This is a genomic window from Streptomyces sp. NBC_01549 (assembly GCF_026339955.1).
Classification (GTDB): Bacteria; Actinomycetota; Actinomycetes; order Streptomycetales; family Streptomycetaceae; genus Streptomyces.
In genome coordinates, this window is record NZ_JAPEPW010000001.1 from 4,663,960 (window position 1) to 4,680,751 (window position 16,792).

Here is a 16,792-nt window from a genome sequence, read left to right on the forward strand (position 1 = left end):
AGTGGGAGCATTCCGAGGTTCCCTGTCGCCCCAAGGTAGGTCACCTGTGTCTGAGCACTTTGCCAAACCCCGTACCACCGCAGTGATCCTGGCCGGCGGCACCGGTCAGCGCGTGGGTCTGTCGATTCCGAAGCAGCTGCTGAAGATCGCAGGCAAGGCGGTCATCGAGCACACGCTGACCACCTTCGAACAGGCCGACTCGATCGACGACATCATCGTGCTGATGGCTCCCGGCTATGTGCCGGACGTCGAGAAGATCGTCGCGAAGGCGGGGCTGAAGAAGGTCACCAAGGTGATCGAGGGCGGCTCGACGCGGAACGAGACCACCGAGCGCGCGATCGCCGCCCTCGGCGAGGGTCTGGCCGAGGGCGAGGACGCCAACGTCCTCTTCCACGACGCCGTGCGCCCGCTGCTGTCCGAGCGCGTCATAGACGACTGCGTCACGGCCCTGGAGCGTTACCAGGCCGTCGACGTCGCCATCCCCTCCGCGGACACGATCATCGTGACCCGCACCCACGGCGAGGACGGCGAGTTCATCACCGAGATCCCGGACCGCTCCCGGCTGCGCCGCGGCCAGACGCCCCAGGCGTTCAAGCTGTCCACGATCCGCCGCGCCTACGAGGTCGCGGCCGGCGACCCCAACTTCCAGGCCACCGACGACTGCTCGGTCGTCCTCAAGTACCTGCCGGACGTGCCGATCCACGTCGTCGCGGGCGACGAGTACAACATGAAGGTCACCCAGCCCGTCGACGTCTTCATCGCCGACAAGCTCTTCCAGCTGGCCTCCACCGCCGCCCCCGAGCAGGCCGACGAGGCCGCCTACCGCGAGCTGCTCACCGGCAAGACGGTGGTGGTCTTCGGCGGTTCGTACGGCATCGGCAAGGACATAGCCGAACTCGCCGAGGGCTACGGCGCGAAGACCTACGCGCTCGGCCGCTCGACCACCGGCACCCACGTCGAGAACCCGGAGGAGGTCGACGACGCGCTGTCCACGGCGTACGCCGAGACCGGGCGCATCGACTACGTCATCAACACCGCCGGGGTGCTGCGCATAGGCAAGCTCGCGGAGACGGACAACGCGACGATCGAGGAAGCGCTGAAGGTCAACTACCTGGCCCCGGTGCAGATCGCCCGCTCCGCCTACAAGTACCTCGCCGAGACCAACGGCCAGCTGCTGCTCTACACCTCCAGCAGCTACACCCGCGGCCGCGCCGAGTACAGCCTCTACTCCTCCACCAAGGCCGCCATGGTGAACCTCACCCAGGCGCTGTCCGACGAGTGGGCCGGCGACGGCATCCGCGTGAACTGCATCAACCCCGAGCGCACCGCGACGCCGATGCGCACCAAGGCCTTCGGCCAGGAGCCCGCGGGCTCGCTGCTCTCCTCCGAGGCGGTCGCGCGTACCTCGCTCGACGTCCTCCTCTCCGAGATGACCGGTCACGTCATCGACGTACGCCAGCAGGACCCGACCGCCGGCGCCGGGCGGGCCTCCGGATTCGAAGCGGCGCTGGCCAGCGTGCTGGACCGTCAGGACGGCGTGGCATAATTAACGCCAATTAGTTTTCTTGGAATTCAGGCCTCTGAGTCTGCGCGTTTGCCGCGTATTCACAGAGGCCTGAGTCCGTAAAATTCCCGCATTGTCCGCGATCGCCCGCAAGGCCCTTTTCGTCGATCAAGCAGTAACAAAACCGGCACATACCCCTCAAGAGCAGGTTTCTCCGTGATATCCACCGCTATACGCGTTGCCCGGGTGGGCAGTGCGGCCGAGTTGGCCGCGGCGGCCCTCATGATGCTGGGCTTCCCCTGCCTGATGCTGGCCGCGCTCCTCCCGAGCGTCGGTGCCTTCGCCGCCGCGGCCGCCGTGACGTACCTGGCGGACCACTATCTGCACCGACGCGGCAGCTATCTGGTCAACCGCCTCAGCAAGGTGCGCGCCGGTCTGTCCATCAGGTTCCTGATCCGACAGCTGCTGCTGGTCCTGCTGCTGGCGCGTCTCGACCTGACCGACAGCATGGTCTTCTACGCGGCGATCGCGTGCTTCCTCGCCTTCTACGGCTTCCAGGCCCCGCACAGCGCGCTGATCACCCTGATCCGGTCGCGCCGCAAGATGCCCGTCGCCACCCGCAACGTCGACCTGGCCTCGCGCATCCGTATCCCGGACGCGCCGCCGCGCGGCCTGGTGAACCGGGCCGCCGAGAAGATGCTCCACCTCGACCTGGTGGCGGTCGTCGGCGTCCTAGTCACCGGCGCCACCGACTCCGACGTGTACGGCTTCGTGGGCATCGCGGCCACGCTGGTGCTGGCGTTCGTCTACGTCGTCGTGCTCGTCCCGTACATCCGCGGCAAGAAGACCCCGCCGAACGCGGACACGGTCCTGGCGGCGGTCGACGGCTGGCTGCGCGAGTACCGCCCGGAGACGGTGCTGTACTTCTCCGGCTCCAAGGACTCGGCGTACCAGGTCAACATGTGGCTGGAGACGATGGAGCAGCTGGACACCCGGCCGCTCATCATCCTGCGCGAGCGCGCCATCCTGGAGCGCATGGCGCCCACCACCGTGCCGGTCATCTGCGTGCCCGGAGGGGTGCACCTGATGAACATGGACCTGTCCACGGTGCGCGTCGCGCTGTACGCGGCGAACGTCGGCAAGAACATCCACATGCTGCGCGTGCCGACCATGAAGCACGTCTTCATCGGCCACGGCGACAGCGACAAGCTGGCCAGCGTCAACCCGTTCAGCAAGGCGTACGACGAGGTGTGGACCGCCGGCCGCGCGGGCCGCGACCGCTACGCCATCGCCGACGTCGGTGTCCGCGACGACGACATAGCGGAGGTCGGCCGCCCGCAGCTCGCCCCGATCCAGACCTGGCAGGGCGTGCCCGAGGGACGTATCCCCACGGTCCTGTACGCCCCCACCTGGGAGGGCTGGGACGACAACCCGGGCAACACCTCGATCCTGCTGGCGGGCGCCAACATCGTGCGCGCGCTGCTGAAGGCCGAGCAGCCCGTCCGCGTCCTCTACAAGCCGCACCCGTTCACCGGCACCCGCAGCCCGCAGGCCAAGACCGCGCACGAGAAGATCGTCGCGCTGGTCGAGAAGGCGGCCGCCGAGCGCGCCTCCGACCCGCGCTTCACCGTCGACGCGGCGGCCCAGGCCGCGGCCAAGGCCGAGCTGGCCCGTCTCGGGGCCCGCATCGAGAAGCTGACCGGCGTCACCGAGAGCGGCGACGAGGCCGAGGCCACCCGTGACGGACTGGTCGACACGGCGGCGCACGCCGAGGTCGCCCGGCTGCGCGCCGAGTGGAACGACGCCTACTGGCGCTCCTTCGGCAGCTGGGAGCACCGGGTCATCACGGGCGCCGAGCCGCGCCTGTACGACTGCTTCAACGTCTCCGACGCGATGGTCTCCGACATCTCGTCCGTGGTCTCCGACTTCATCGCGAGCGGCAAGCCGTACGCGGTCACGGACTCCGCGGAGCTGGGCGTCGAGGAGTTCAAGCGGCAGAACACCGCGGTGCGTGCCGCCGTGATCCTGTCGAACTCGGCGAGCGAGCTGGGCGAGCTGCTCGCCGAGGTCACCGACCCGTCCTCGGACGCGCTGGCCACCGACCGCCGGGAGCTGAAGGAGTACCTGCTCGGTCCCGACGAGCCGGCGTCGATCGACCAGTTCAACACCGCGGTGCGCGACCTCGCGAAGAAGTCCCTGGCGCGCAACCTCGGCCAGGAGACCGGTGCGTCGGCCGCCGCCGTGGAGCTCGCGAACGGAGTTCCCGGTCAGCGGAAGGCCTCGGCGGACGAGACGGGCGGCGCGGGCGTCAAGGGCTGAACCACATCGCCGTACCAGTGACAGGGCCCGGTCCCGAGGAACGTCCTCGGGACCGGGCCCTGTCCCGTTCCCGGTAGACCTGTGAACCGCGTCACATGTGAGGCCCTGTCAGGCAACCTCCTCGTGCTTTCAACCGTCTTTGAGGTAGCCCTTGAGCTGATACGGGGGAAATGTTCGGATGACAATGGAGAAACGTGACCGTGACGCAGCCTGATGTGAGCGTGATCATCGGGGCGTACGAGGCCATGCCCTACCTGGTCAAGTGCCTGGAGTCGGTCGAGGCCCAGACCCTCGACCCCGCTCGTATCGAGGTCATCGCCGTCGACGACGGGTCGAAGGACGGCACCGGCGAGTACCTCGAAGAATTCGCGGAGCGTGCGGCCATGGCCGTCACGGTGATCCGGCAGGCCAACTCGGGCGGCCCCAGCGGTCCGCGCAACGTCGGCCTCGACAAGGCCCGCGGCCGGTACGTCTTCTTCCTCGACGCCGACGACTACTTCGGCCCCGAGGCCCTGGAGCGCATGGTCGCCATGGCCGACGAGCACGGCACGGACGTCGTCCTCGGCAAGGTCATCGGCGTCAACCGCAACGCCCCCAAGTCAATGTGGGGCAAGAACCAGCCCCGCACGGACGTCTTCTCCTCGCAGATCAAGTTCACGCTCAGCGCGCAGAAGCTCTTCCGGCGCGAACTGCTCACCCGGCACGACATGCACTTCGACGAGTCGCTGAAGACCGGCGAGGACGCCCTCTTCACCATGGAGGCCTACCTCCGCGCCGACGGGGTCTCGGTGGTCGCCGACTACGACTGCTACTACCTGGTCGGCCGCGACGACGGGAAGCACGTCACCAAGAGCGGCAGCTACACCCTGCGCTTCGACTCCGCCCGCGCCCTGATGGGCCTGATCGCCGAGCACGTGCCCGCGGGCAAGCGCCGCGACGGCCTGATGGTCCGCCCCTTCCTCGTCACGCTGCTGCCGCAGTTCGGCCCCGTCTTCCTCAGAGATGACGAGGAGGTCAGACAGAACAAGCTCGCGCTGGCCAAGCCGCTGATCGACGCGCACTGGACCGAGGGGGTCGCGAACCGCCTCAAGGTCAACGAGCGGCTCCGGGTGAACCTCGCCGGTCAGGGCCGCGGCGACCTGCTGGTGGACGTCCTGGACTTCATCAAGAAGAAGAAGGCGCCCACCCTCCACGTGGACCCGCGCAGCCGCAAGGCCTACCTCGCCTACCCGCACTTCCGGGACAAGGCGGCGCCGTTGCCGGACAGCTGGTTCATCCCGACCTCCCGCGAGACGGTCACCATCGAGAGCTTCAAGTTCCCCCCCGCCGCCCACTTCCCGGGCATGCGCACCGCCCGGAAGATGGCGCGCAAGGTCCTCGGACCGCGCCGCGCGGGCTGACGAAGACGCCCGTTCCGCGACCCGGAGGGTTACGGAACGGGCGTTCGATGAACCGCCTGGCCTCAAGGCCGCCGATGAAGGCCGTCCAAGGCCGGCGATGAGGGCCGCTCAGGGCCGCTGAGGGCTACTGGCGCCCCGACTGCAGAGCCTTCCGCAGCGGGCGCCCCACCGCCCGCCGGGCCATGCGGTAGACGGAGCGCTGCGGCACCGCCGCGGCCGCCGGCTTCACGGCGGTCTTGCGGGCCTTGTCGAGTTCACGCTTGAGCTTCGCGTTGTCCGTGGACAGTTCGCCGATACGGGTCTGGAGCCAGCCGAACCGGCTGGTCAGCGAGGCGACGTCGGCGTCGTTCCAGGGGCGGACGCCGGCCGGGAAGGCGAGCGAGCGCAGCCGCTTCTCGTGGGCCGCGCCCCCGTCGCCGTGCGTGAACGTGTTCTCCAGGCCGTTGTGCTCGAGGAAGCCCATGAAGCGGTCGAAGCGCTCCCGGTGGCCGCCCGTCAGCGCGCCGAAGTCCGCCTCCGCGTACAGCTCGGCCGGATCGAGGTCCTCCGGCAGCGCGTTGATCCTGCGGTGCGGGATGCCGAAGTAGCGGCACAGCTCCAGAGTGCGCGAGTCGGCGCACAGCACGGTGGCGGGCGTACCCGCCAGCAGCGCCGCGATATTGCCGTGGATGCGGGAGCCGAACGAGAAGTCGAAGTCCCGCAGGTCGTCGATCCAGGTCACGGGGTCGATGTACACACGGACCTTGTCCTCGCGGTACATCGGGTGATCCGGGTGCGTGGGCATCGCGGTGACGGAACCGTTCGGATCCGACAGGTCGCGCCAGTGCAGCTGGCGGGCGTCGCTGAGGTTCTGTCCGATGAACCGCAGATGGGGGTAGCGGGCGTGCGCCCGGCGGATGATCCGGTCCAGGCCCTGGGACTTCACCGCACTGTGCGAGCCGTTGATCGCGATCCGGGACTCGGGACCGAGCGCGGGCGCGTTCTTGCGTACGTCGAGATCCCTGCCGTACATGAACATGGACGGGCAGCCGATGACCTCGACGTCACGGAAGCCCATGTCCTTCAGGTATCGCTCGGTGAACTCGCCGCGCACCCCGATGGACGCGCTGCGCTCGAGCACCGCGCCGACGAACTCCCGGACGGCCGGTTCCATGGGCTTGAGCCTGGCCGGGTTGTAGTCCAGACCGGTCTGCGCGCCGATGCCCGGCACGACCACCGGGATCTTCAACTTGCTGATGAGCTGCGTCAGCCGCCTGAGCTGGGGCTCGAACGAGGGCCGGAACGCGTTGGCCAGCGGAACGACGAAGGCGTCGTACTCCTCGTTGATGCGGCCCGCGGCGGCGACGTTGGTACGGATGCCGTTCGACACGACCTCGGCGCGGGGCGTCTCGAGGATTTTGTGCGCGGCGTCACTGAAGATCAGGTTTCCCGCGTTGGTGGCGATGACGTCCTGATGGAGAGCCTGCTCCACAGGGACGACGTCGTACGGGCTTTTCCCTGATCTCAGGAGTATGCGCTTCACCGGATGAACATTAGATGCCACGTTGGTCAATTTATCTTTGCGCCATATTTAAGTTCTATGAGGAACCCGCACAACCTTTTTTGCATACGCGGGACGTGAGCGAGTGGCTACACGCCGATGATCAATGAGGGCCGGGCGCCGTCCGCGTACTGGACCGACGGGCGCCACCCCCGCCCTTTCGCGTAGATTGCCGGGCGGAACCGACGCGAGGGGACACACCGCAGGTGGCAGGGCAGGTGACTGGGCACATGGCAGGCCAGGTGGCAGGGGCGAGGCAGGCCGTGGCCGAGGCCCACAGGATCGTCGTCAAGGTGGGTTCCTCGTCGCTGACCACGGCCGCGGGCGGTCTCGACGCGGACCGCGTGGACGCGCTCGTCGATGTCCTCGCCAAGCACCGCAGCGGTGGCGAGAAGGAGATCGTCCTCGTTTCGTCCGGCGCCATCGCGGCCGGCCTCGCCCCGCTCGGGCTGCGCCGCCGCCCCAAGGACCTGGCCCGGCAGCAGGCCGCCGCGAGCGTCGGCCAGGGCCTCCTGGTCGCCCGCTACACCGCCTCCTGCGCCCGCCACGCCGTCCGTGTCGGGCAGGTGCTCCTCACCTCCGACGACACCAGCCGCCGCGCCCACCACCGCAACGCCGCCCGCACCCTGGACAAGCTCCTCGCGATGGGCGCCCTGCCGGTCGTCAACGAGAACGACACCGTCGCCACGGACGAGATCCGTTTCGGCGACAACGACCGGCTCGCCGCGCTCGTCGCCCACCTGGTACGCGCCGACCTGCTGGTCCTGCTCTCCGACGTGGACGGCGTGTACGACGGCGACCCCAGCAAGCCGGGCACCTCGCGGATAGCGGAGGTCCGCGCGCCGCAGGACCTCGCGCACGTCGACATCGGCAGCGCGGGCAAGGCGGGGGTCGGCACCGGCGGCATGGTCACCAAGGTCGAGGCGGCCCGGATCGCGGCGGCCGCGGGCATCCCCGTCGTACTCACCTCCGCCGTGCACGCCGCCGAGGCCCTCGCGGGCGGGGACACCGGCACGTACTTCCACCCCACCGGCAAACGCTCCGCCGACCGGCTGCTGTGGCTGCAGCATGCCTCGACCCCGCAGGGCGCGCTCGTCCTGGACGACGGGGCCGTGCGCGCCGTCGTCGACCGGCGCACCTCGCTGCTGCCGGCGGGCATCGCGGCCGTCGAGGGCGACTTCACCGCGGGCGACCCCGTCGAACTGCGCGACGGTACGGGGCGGGCGGTCGCACGGGGCCTGGTGAATTTCGACGCCAAGGAGATCCCCCAGCTCATCGGGCGCTCGACCCGCGAGCTGGCCCGTGAGCTGGGCCCGGCGTACGAACGCGAGGTCGTACACAGGGACGACCTCGTGCTCCTGCATCCGTAAGACGCCTGTTCCGCACCACCTACGAAACAGCTGTCCAGTACACCCGTAAAAGGCCGATTCCGAGGCCCCCGCCGGAGGACGTTGTGTAAAAGCGCCACACGACGGCTCCCCACCTGCTCAACTTTGTTGCGGGGAGACCCCGTTGCGGTATGACGGTTGCTGACCATTACGGGTCATTACGGACCATTGTGAAAAGGAGGCCGTCGTGAGACGAGTACGCCCTGGGGCGGCGGCGTCCCGCGGCGGTGCCGCCTCCCGAGTGGGTGGTCCGGCTTCCCGCACGGCGGGCGAGGAGCGGGCCCTGACGAGCGTCGCGGCCGGTGACACCTACGAGGGCGAGAAGCCCGCCGACCAGCCCCGGCTGTGGCACGTCACGCTGAGCGTCTCGGGTGGCGAGGCCCCACTGAAGGAGGTCAGGCGTGCCCTCGAACAGCTTGCTCACGACCACCCCTTCCTGCTGACCAGCCGGTACGCCAACGACCACGCGGAGATCCGCTACTGGGAAGAGGCCCGCGACCTGCACGACGCGGCGGCCGTCGCCCTGCGTCTGTGGGGCGAGCACCGCCAGACCGCCAAGCTTCCGCCCTGGGAGATCGTCGGCCTGGAGGTCATCGACCGCGAGACGTACCACCAGCGCATCGCGGAGGGGTATGGAACCCTTCCGGCCACTCCGGTCGGAGTCCATCCCTTTTGACCCTGTCTCGGGGTGTGGGACAACCGCTGAACGGGTCCGTCCGGCGCACTACGCTTCCGATATGACCACGCTCTCGCCGTACGACTCGATGTCCCCGGTCACCCAGGCCGCCTACCGTGCCAAGGCCGCCGCCGCCGACCTCGCGCCCCTGCCGCGGGCCGAGAAGGACGACGCGCTGCTCGCGATCGCGGACGCGCTGGAGGTCCGTACGAGCGAGATCGTCGCGGCCAACGCCAAGGACATCGCGCGCGCCCGTGAGGCCGGCACCAGCGAGACCGTCATCGACCGGCTGACGCTCACGCCCGAGCGCGTGCGTGCCATCGCCTCGGACGTACGGGACGTCGTCTCGCTGCCCGACCCGGTCGGCGAGGTCGTGCGCGGCTCGACCCTCCCCAACGGCATCGACCTGCGCCAGGTGCGCGTCCCGCTCGGCGTCGTCGGGATCATCTACGAGGCCCGCCCGAACGTCACGGTCGACGCCGCCGCCCTCTGCCTGAAGTCCGGCAACGCCGTCCTGCTGCGCGGCTCCTCCTCGGCCTTCGAGTCGAACACCGCCCTGGTCCGGGTCCTGCGCGACGCCGTGGGCGGCGCCGGACTGCCCGCCGACGCCATCCAGCTGGTGCCCGGCGACAGCCGTGAGTCGGTGCGCGAGCTGATGCGCGCCCGCGGTCTGGTCGACGTCCTCATCCCGCGTGGCGGTGCCTCGCTGATCCGCACGGTCGTCCAGGAGTCCACCGTCCCCGTCATCGAGACCGGCACCGGCAACTGCCACGTGTACGTCGACGCGAACGCCGACCTCGACATGGCGATCGACATCCTGATCAACTCCAAGGCGCAGCGGCCCAGTGTCTGCAACTCCGCCGAGACGCTCCTCGTGCACCAGGACATCGCGCCCGTGTTCCTGCCGCGCGCGCTGGACGCCCTCGCGGACGCCGGGGTCACCGTGCACGCCGACGAGCGCGTTCTCGCCTACGCCAAGGACTCCAAGGCCACCGTCGTCGAGGCCACGCCCGAGGACTGGGAGACCGAGTACCTCTCGTACGACATCGCCGCCGCCGTCGTCGACTCGCTCGACCGGGCCGTCGAGCACATCCGGCTGTGGACCTCCGGCCACACCGAGGCCATCGTCACCACCTCGCAGCAGGCCGCCCGCCGTTTCACCCAGTTGGTGGACTCCACCACGGTCGCCGTGAACGCCTCGACCCGCTTCACCGACGGCGGCCAGTTCGGCTTCGGCGCCGAGATCGGCATCTCCACGCAGAAGCTGCACGCGCGGGGGCCGATGGGGCTGCCGGAGCTGACGAGCACCAAGTACATCGTCACGGGCGACGGACACATCCGGCGCTGAGGCGCCGGGAGAAGTGCCGGACACATCCGGCGCCGGGGTGTCAGGGAGGCGCCGGGGCCGGTCAGGGGGCGCGCCGCGTGCGGTGCGCGGCCCGCGTTCCGCGTGAGGCGCGTCTCGTCAGGCGGATGAATTTCCATACCGTCTGCCCAAAATGACCCCCCAGGTCTACTCTGGATCCGTGCCGGAGGACGTGGGGGGCACGCCGTTCCCTGACGGCTGGGAGCCCGACGACGACCGCGACCGCGGGGGTGCGGACGAAGAGTTCGCCTCCGTGGTCTTCGACGAGGACTTCGTACGTGCGGCGGTGATCCATGAGCCGACCGCCGTCGAACGCCTCCTAGCAGCCGCGCAGGCCCGCGCGGAGGCCTCAGAGGCCGAGGCGCGCCGGGCGCACTCCCGGGGTGCCCGCGGCGACGACGAGCGCTACGACGACGGATTCGGGCCCGACGGCCCTGGCCACTACGGCCATGATCCGGACCTGGACGACCTCGATGACACCGAGGTCCTCGAAGGCCGCTACGGAGTGCCGGGCCCGTACGGCAGATACGGCAGGGCCTACGGGAAGCAGGCCCGCTGGCACCGCCCCGTCGCCTGGGTGCTCGCCCTCGTGATGGGCGTGGGCATGGTCGCCCTGGCCTTCACGGCGGTCTACCGGGGCGCCTCATCGGGCCGCCAGGACCAAGTCCCGCCACCCGCCTCGACCGGCCTGGAACAAGGCCAGGACAAGATCACCGGCACCGTCACCGGCCCCTCCGCCTCGGCCGACTACTCCCAGCCCGCCGTGTCGGCGGTTCCCCGAACGCCCTGACCCGGGGGCGGCACTCGCGCCGCCTCCGACGGCCTTTCGAACATCCTGGCGATCCCGACGGTCCCTGGCGATCCTGGTGAGAACCTGTCAGAAGTTGTCGTGTACCACGGCGTTTACCTGAGCTCCCGGAGACCTACTCTGAAGGTATGGGCGGGCCTGGAGACCCACCTGAGGGGACACCCGAGGGCGCTCCCGCTGGTGGAGAGGACGAATACCGATCCGTCGTCTTCGACGAGTCGTTCGTCCGTGCTGCCCGCCTCCAGGAGTTCTCGGCGCAGGAGCGGATGGCCGACCACGCCCCGGCCGTACGCCGCCGCCCCACCCTCCAGCGCGGTCTGCCCCGGCAGGCACTCATCCTGGTCCTGCTGATCGCCGTCGCCTTCGGCACCGCGATCTACATGGGCGTACGGCACCCGTACCAGACCCCGGTCGCCCAACCCCCCGAACCTCTGCGGATGACCGTCATACCCCTCGCGCCCCAGGCCGCCGTGCCCGGGGCCACGAGCGCCGAGGAACTGTACGCGCACAGCCCGGCCGCCCAGTTCGGCGTCGGCGCCGACGGCATCGCGCTGCCCGCCTACCGGCGCACCGCGCACTTCTCCGACAGCCAGGTCGTGGCCGCCCTGACCACCGCCAAGGACTACCTGGTGAAGTCCTCGCTCGATCCGGAGGTGCTCAGGGGCGCCACCAACCGGCCCGTACGGATCCTGCTCGCCCCACAGCAGCTCGACCAGTTCGACCAGAGCTTCGACCACCCGGCCGCCGACGGACGGCACGCGCCCACGGGCTGGCTGGTCCGCGTCGACCCCACCCGCGCCCAGCTCGCCGACTCCAGGATCAGGGTGCAGGGCACCCTTCAGGCCGCCGAGTTCGACTCCAGCACCCTTGAGGTCGTCGCCGACCACACTTTCGTGTACGCCCTGAAGCCGACCGGTTCGGACGCCAAGGCGAAGGCCTCGCTGTTCACCGTCCGGCGCGAGCTGCAGTTCCGCTTCGACCGCGACGACCTGCGCATGCACCAGGCCGAGCTGGTCGTCTCCTACGTCCAGGCCGGACCGCTCGCCTGCTCCGAGGACTCGGTGAACCGTCTGAACCCGCTGCTCGCGGGACAGACGGCGAAGGCGGGCGGCCCGGCCGGCACCGACCCGTACGCGACGGGCAGTGCGACGGCGCTGTGCGGTTCACTGGCGACGAGCGCGCAGCCGAAGGTCTGAGTCGTCCGACCGTGACCGTCGCGTCCCCGGCTTCCGTGCGCTTCCGTGCGTGTCAGTCGTCGTCCTCGGGGGTGCTGTCGTGGGGCGGCTGGTCCTTCGGCGCGGTCTGGTCGTTCGGGGTGGTCTGGTCCTTCGGGGCGCCGCTTGCGAAGCCACCGAACCCGCGCCGCACCCGCCCGCCGAGGTCACCCGCGCCCCCAGCGATGTCGCTGACCAGCTTCATCAGAGGGTCCTTGGAGTTCTTGACGTCGGTGGCGTAGCTCGCCGCCGACTGCCGGAAGGAGTCCGAGACCGAGGTTTCCTTGTCCTCGGTGCGCCGCGGATAGTGACCGTCCATGATCCGCTGGTAGTCGCGGGTCTCTGCCCACTTCTTCAGCTCGGCGGCGCGCACGGTGGTGAAGGGGTGCGTGCGGGGGAGGGTGTTGAGGATCTTGAGCACGGAGTCGCGCAGGTCGCCCCCGGCCTCGTACTCCTCGGCCTGCTCGAGGAACGCGTCCACGTTCATCTCGTGCAGGTGATTGCCTCCCGCGAGCTTCATCAGGCCGCGCATCGAGGCCTTCAGGTCCTGCCCGACGAGCAGGCCCGCCCGGTCGGCCGACAGCTCCGACTTGCGGAACCACTCGCGCAGCGCGGTCACGATCGCCATGATCGCGATGTTGCCCAGCGGGATCCAGGCCACCCTCAGCGCCAGATTGGTCAGGAAGAGCAGGATCGTGCGGTAGACGGCGTGACCGGACAGCGCGTGGCCGACCTCGTGCCCGACGACGGCCCGCATCTCCTCCTCGTCCAGCAGCTCGACGAGCCCGGTCGTGACGACGATGATCGGCTCGTCCAGGCCGATGCACATCGCGTTCGGCTGCGGGTCCTGGGTGACGTACATCGGCGGGACCTTCTCCAGGTCCAGGATGTGGCAGGCGTCCCGCAGCATGACGTTGAGGTGCGCGAACTGGGCGTCCGAGACGCGCACCGAGTCGGACAGGAACAGCAGCCGCAGGCTGCGCTCGGGAAGCAGGCCGCTCAGGGCCTTGAAGACCGTGTCGAAGCCGCTGAGCTTGCGCAGGGCCACCAGGGCCGAGCGGTCCGCCGGGTGTTCGTAGGTGCGCGAGGAGATCCCCTCGAAACGCCTGCGCTGCCTGCTCGGCACGTTCTCGTGCACGTTCTCGTGCCCGTTCTGCTGGTGGCCGTTGTCGGACATGTGTTCCCCCATGTGCGTCTGAGTGCCCTATGCGCCCCCAAGGCACGGCCCAGCCTAGGCGGATATACCGTGGACGGGCAGTACAGAGAAGGAGTCCAACGCCATGGAGCACATCCCCGCAGCCGCCTGGCTCACCGAGGCCGCGAGCGCGGCAGACAAGCAGGGCCCGGGCAATCTGCTCCGTGTCGTGCTGATTGTGATGATCATCGGGGTGGCCCTCACCGCCTGGTTCCTGCTGCGCGGGTACAAGCGGGACGACTGAGGCGGGTACAAGCGGGACGACTGAGGCGTGCTCCGGCCGGGGAGGCCGGAGCAACCGGCGTCCCCGACGGCGGAGTCGGCGTGATCGCGACCGAGACCCCCGCATACGATGGGCCGACGTCTTTATCCCGCCCACACCGGATAGGTCCTGCCGAGATGAGCTTCCACAGCACCGCTGCACAGTTGGTCACCGTTGCCGCCGAGGGCGAGCAGGGTGGTAACCACGAGAGCCTCAATCCGTTCCTGACCGGCGGTGGCGCGCTGCTCGTGCTGCTCCTGCTGCTGTGGATCACCACACGCTTCAACCGCGACCGCTGAGCCTTTTCAGCCGTTCGGAGCAGTTCGGAGCCGTCCCGGGGACCCCTGTCGGGCGGAGCCCGTCGACCGGGCCGGTAGGGTCTGCACGCATGGGAGAGCAGGACATGCCTACCGGTCCGGCGAGTGACACGGAGAGCGGCGCCGTCGGCGGCGCCGCGGGTGACGCGCTCGGCGGCCCGGTCACAGGCGGGGTGAGCCGGCTGACGACCGGTCCAGGGAACAGCCCCTCGAATCCGGGCAAGCGCCGCCTCGGCGTCATGGGCGGAACCTTCGACCCGATCCACCACGGGCACCTCGTGGCGGCCAGCGAGGTCGCCGCGCAGTTCCACCTCGACGAGGTGGTGTTCGTGCCGACCGGGCAGCCGTGGCAGAAGTCCGACCGCAAGGTCTCCCCGGCCGAGGACCGCTATCTGATGACGGTCATCGCCACCGCCGAGAACCCGCAGTTCTCGGTGAGCCGCATCGACATCGACCGCGGCGGCCCGACCTACACCACGGACACCTTGCGCGACCTGCGCGCTCTCAACCCCGACACCGACCTCTTCTTCATCACCGGTGCCGACGCGCTCGGTCAGATCCTCACCTGGCGGTACGCGGAGGAGCTGTTCTCCCTCGCGCACTTCATCGGCGTCACCCGGCCCGGTCACACCCTGACCGACCCGGGCCTGCCCGAGGGCGGCGTTTCGCTGGTCGAGGTTCCCGCGCTGGCCATCTCCTCCACAGACTGCCGTGCGAGAGTCGCCAAGGGCGACCCCGTCTGGTATCTGGTGCCGGACGGTGTGGTGCGCTACATCGACAAGCGTGAGCTGTACCGCGGCGAGTGAGGCGAGTAAGCCGAGAGGGGCACCGGTGAACGACCGATACGACGGATACGCGGGCGGCGACCAGTACGAGCTCGTCGGCTACGACGAGTTCGGGCAGCCTGTGTACCGGCAGGTGCAGCCCCAGCCGCCGCAGCAGGGCTATGACCCCTATGCGCAGCCGCAGCAGCCCCAGCAGCACCAGGGTTACGGCTACGACCCCTACGCGACCGGCACGGGGAGCTACGACACCGGTCAGCAGCAGCCCGTGTCCTCGTACGACACCGGTCAGCAGACCGCGGTCCCCGCCTACGACCCCTACGACCCGTACGGAGCCGGCGCGTCCGGTGCCGCCGGGACGACGTCGTACGACCCCTACGGGCAGACGGCGCAGTCGGCGCACACCGGGCAGGTGGGGCAGACCGGGCAGACAGGCCGGGGCAGGCAGCCGGGGCGGGGCGGGCAGGTCGGCCAGTCCCGGACCGGGGCCGGCGCCGCGGGCACGAGCACCGGGCAGCAGCCTCGGGTCGCCGAGCAGACCGCCTACATCCCGCAGCAGGCGCGCCCCGCGGAGGAGAACGAGCCCCGGGCCGACCGGGACTACCGCACCGAGCAGTTCGCCTTCGTCGAGGAGCAGGAAGCCGAGTCCGAAGACGTCATCGACTGGCTGAACTTCACAGAGAACCGCACCGAGCGCCGTGAGGAGGCCAAGCGCCGCGCCCGCAGCAGGATCGTCGCCCTGGCCGTGGTGCTCGCCCTGGTCGTGGTCGGCGGCGTCGGCTACCTCTGGTACGCGGGGAAGCTGCCCGGTACCTCCTCCGGCGGCAAGTCCGCCGCGACGACGGCCACGGGCGCCCAGAACCGCGATGTGATCGTCGTCCACCTGCACAACACGAAGGGCGGCGGCACCTCCACGGCGCTGCTCGTCGACAACACCACCACCAAGCAGGGCACCACCGTCCTGCTGCCCAACTCTCTTGCCCTGACGGACGACAGCGGCTCGACGACCACGCTCGCCAAGTCCGTCGGCGACGACGGCTCCTCCGGGACCCGGGACGCGATCGACACGGTCCTCGGGACCGACATCCAGGGCACCTGGCGCCTCGACACCCCCTATCTCAACAACCTTGTCGACCTCGTCGGCAACATCGACCTCACCACCAACGCCGATGTGCCGGACCCCGCTGCGAAGAAGAAGGGCGAGGCGCCCCTCGTGAAGAAGGGCGAGAACCAGACCCTCAGCGGCAAGATGGCCGTCGCCTACGCCACCTACCGAGCCTCCGGCGAAGCCCAGAACGCGCAGTTGGAGCGGTTCGGGCAGGTCATGCAGGGCGTGCTGCGCAAGTTGTCCTCGGACAAGCAGGCCGCGACCACCACCGTGCAGACCCTGGCGCAGATCCTCGACCCCTCCCTGACCGACCAGGACCTCGGCGCCTTCCTCGCCAAGCTCGCCGACCTCGCCAAGGGCGGCGACTACAAGACGGCACTGCTGCCCGTGCAGCAGGACGGCACCCTGAGCGAGAGCGACACCAACAGCGTGGTCAAGAACGTGCTCGGAGGCACCGCCAAGAGCCCCGACGCCGACGCCGCCGTCCGCGTCGGCATCAAGAACGCCACCGGGAACAAGGACGCCACCGAGAAGGTCCGCGTCGTCCTGGTCAACGGCGGCTACACCTTCCTGGACTCCGGCACCGCCGCCACCGCCCAGAGCGTGTCCCAGATCACGTACACCGACGCCGCCAAGAAGAACGACGCCATCGAGGTCGCGAAGACCCTCGGCCTGCCCACCAGCACCGTGAAGAAGGGCAGCGGCTCGTCCAGCGCCGACGTCTCGGTGGTCCTCGGCCAGGACTACAAGGTGACCACCTCCACCGGGTGATCGCGGTGACCACTTCACCGGGCGATCACGAAGAGTGGTCACTCGTGAACACTCCGAAGCGGTAGGCGCCACGTTCCGAGGCTCCCGGGACGTGGCCCCGGAAACGCGTGGGGTGCCGTCGGCGGTCCGTGAGACCCTTGAG

General features: G+C 69.5%; 14 protein-coding genes. 12 read left to right on the forward strand and 2 right to left on the reverse strand.

Annotated features, from left to right (window positions below):
- Nucleotides 1–46: 46 nt before the first annotated feature.
- The 3 genes from OG819_RS20705 (at nt 47) to OG819_RS20715 (ending at nt 5,223) form a co-directional block, all read left to right on the forward strand.
- The gene (locus OG819_RS20705; RefSeq protein WP_266624683.1) at nt 47–1,546 is read left to right on the forward strand and encodes a bifunctional cytidylyltransferase/SDR family oxidoreductase; all 1,500 of its coding nucleotides are present in this window, start codon (nt 47–49) and stop codon (nt 1,544–1,546) included.
- A gap of 174 nt (nt 1,547–1,720) precedes the next feature.
- On the forward strand, nt 1,721–3,823 hold the full coding sequence (locus OG819_RS20710) for a hypothetical protein (protein ID WP_266624682.1): 2,103 nt from the start codon (nt 1,721–1,723) through the stop codon (nt 3,821–3,823).
- 194 nt (nt 3,824–4,017) lie between these two features.
- A complete protein-coding gene (locus OG819_RS20715; protein WP_266413984.1) occupies nt 4,018–5,223 on the forward strand; it encodes a glycosyltransferase family 2 protein in 1,206 nt (401 codons plus the stop codon).
- Between the two features lie 124 nt (nt 5,224–5,347).
- Here OG819_RS20715 and OG819_RS20720 read toward each other — a convergent pair whose 3' ends face one another.
- Nucleotides 5,348–6,745: a polysaccharide pyruvyl transferase family protein gene (locus OG819_RS20720; protein WP_266650800.1), complete on the reverse strand. Its 1,398-nt coding sequence runs from the start codon at nt 6,743–6,745 to the stop codon at nt 5,348–5,350.
- A gap of 248 nt (nt 6,746–6,993) precedes the next feature.
- Between OG819_RS20720 and proB the strand changes: the two genes are divergently transcribed.
- The 5 genes from proB to OG819_RS20745 all read left to right on the forward strand — a co-directional run bounded on the left by proB (nt 6,994) and on the right by OG819_RS20745 (nt 12,197).
- Nucleotides 6,994–8,133: a glutamate 5-kinase gene (gene proB / locus OG819_RS20725; protein ID WP_266650801.1), complete on the forward strand. Its 1,140-nt coding sequence runs from the start codon at nt 6,994–6,996 to the stop codon at nt 8,131–8,133.
- A gap of 205 nt (nt 8,134–8,338) precedes the next feature.
- Nucleotides 8,339–8,827, forward strand: a complete 489-nt coding sequence (locus OG819_RS20730; RefSeq protein ID WP_266624680.1) for a hypothetical protein — start codon at nt 8,339–8,341, stop codon at nt 8,825–8,827.
- Nucleotides 8,828–8,888: 61 nt separating this feature from the next.
- On the forward strand, nt 8,889–10,175 hold the full coding sequence (locus tag OG819_RS20735) for a glutamate-5-semialdehyde dehydrogenase (RefSeq protein ID WP_266624679.1): 1,287 nt from the start codon (nt 8,889–8,891) through the stop codon (nt 10,173–10,175).
- Nucleotides 10,176–10,326: 151 nt separating this feature from the next.
- Nucleotides 10,327–10,983, forward strand: coding sequence for a hypothetical protein (locus tag OG819_RS20740; RefSeq protein ID WP_266650802.1), 657 nt, complete (start codon nt 10,327–10,329; stop codon nt 10,981–10,983).
- Between the two features lie 146 nt (nt 10,984–11,129).
- The gene (locus OG819_RS20745) at nt 11,130–12,197 is read left to right on the forward strand and encodes a hypothetical protein (protein ID WP_266624677.1); all 1,068 of its coding nucleotides are present in this window, start codon (nt 11,130–11,132) and stop codon (nt 12,195–12,197) included.
- A gap of 52 nt (nt 12,198–12,249) precedes the next feature.
- Here OG819_RS20745 and OG819_RS20750 read toward each other — a convergent pair whose 3' ends face one another.
- Complete coding sequence (locus OG819_RS20750) at nt 12,250–13,392, reverse strand: M48 family metallopeptidase (RefSeq protein WP_266650803.1); 1,143 nt, start codon at nt 13,390–13,392, stop codon at nt 12,250–12,252.
- 103 nt (nt 13,393–13,495) lie between these two features.
- Between OG819_RS20750 and OG819_RS20755 the strand changes: the two genes are divergently transcribed.
- The 4 genes from OG819_RS20755 to OG819_RS20770 all read left to right on the forward strand — a co-directional run bounded on the left by OG819_RS20755 (nt 13,496) and on the right by OG819_RS20770 (nt 16,650).
- A complete protein-coding gene (locus OG819_RS20755; RefSeq protein WP_266413994.1) occupies nt 13,496–13,654 on the forward strand; it encodes a hypothetical protein in 159 nt (52 codons plus the stop codon).
- 155 nt (nt 13,655–13,809) lie between these two features.
- Nucleotides 13,810–13,971 carry a hypothetical protein gene (locus OG819_RS20760; protein WP_266624675.1) on the forward strand — a complete coding sequence of 54 codons (162 nt, stop codon included), beginning with the start codon at nt 13,810–13,812 and terminating at the stop codon, nt 13,969–13,971.
- A gap of 89 nt (nt 13,972–14,060) precedes the next feature.
- Nucleotides 14,061–14,795: a nicotinate-nucleotide adenylyltransferase gene (nadD, locus tag OG819_RS20765; protein ID WP_266650804.1), complete on the forward strand. Its 735-nt coding sequence runs from the start codon at nt 14,061–14,063 to the stop codon at nt 14,793–14,795.
- Between the two features lie 25 nt (nt 14,796–14,820).
- Nucleotides 14,821–16,650 (forward strand): LCP family protein, encoded by a 1,830-nt coding sequence (locus tag OG819_RS20770; protein ID WP_266650805.1) that lies wholly within the window; start codon nt 14,821–14,823, stop codon nt 16,648–16,650.
- The last annotated feature ends 142 nt before the right edge of the window (nt 16,651–16,792 follow it).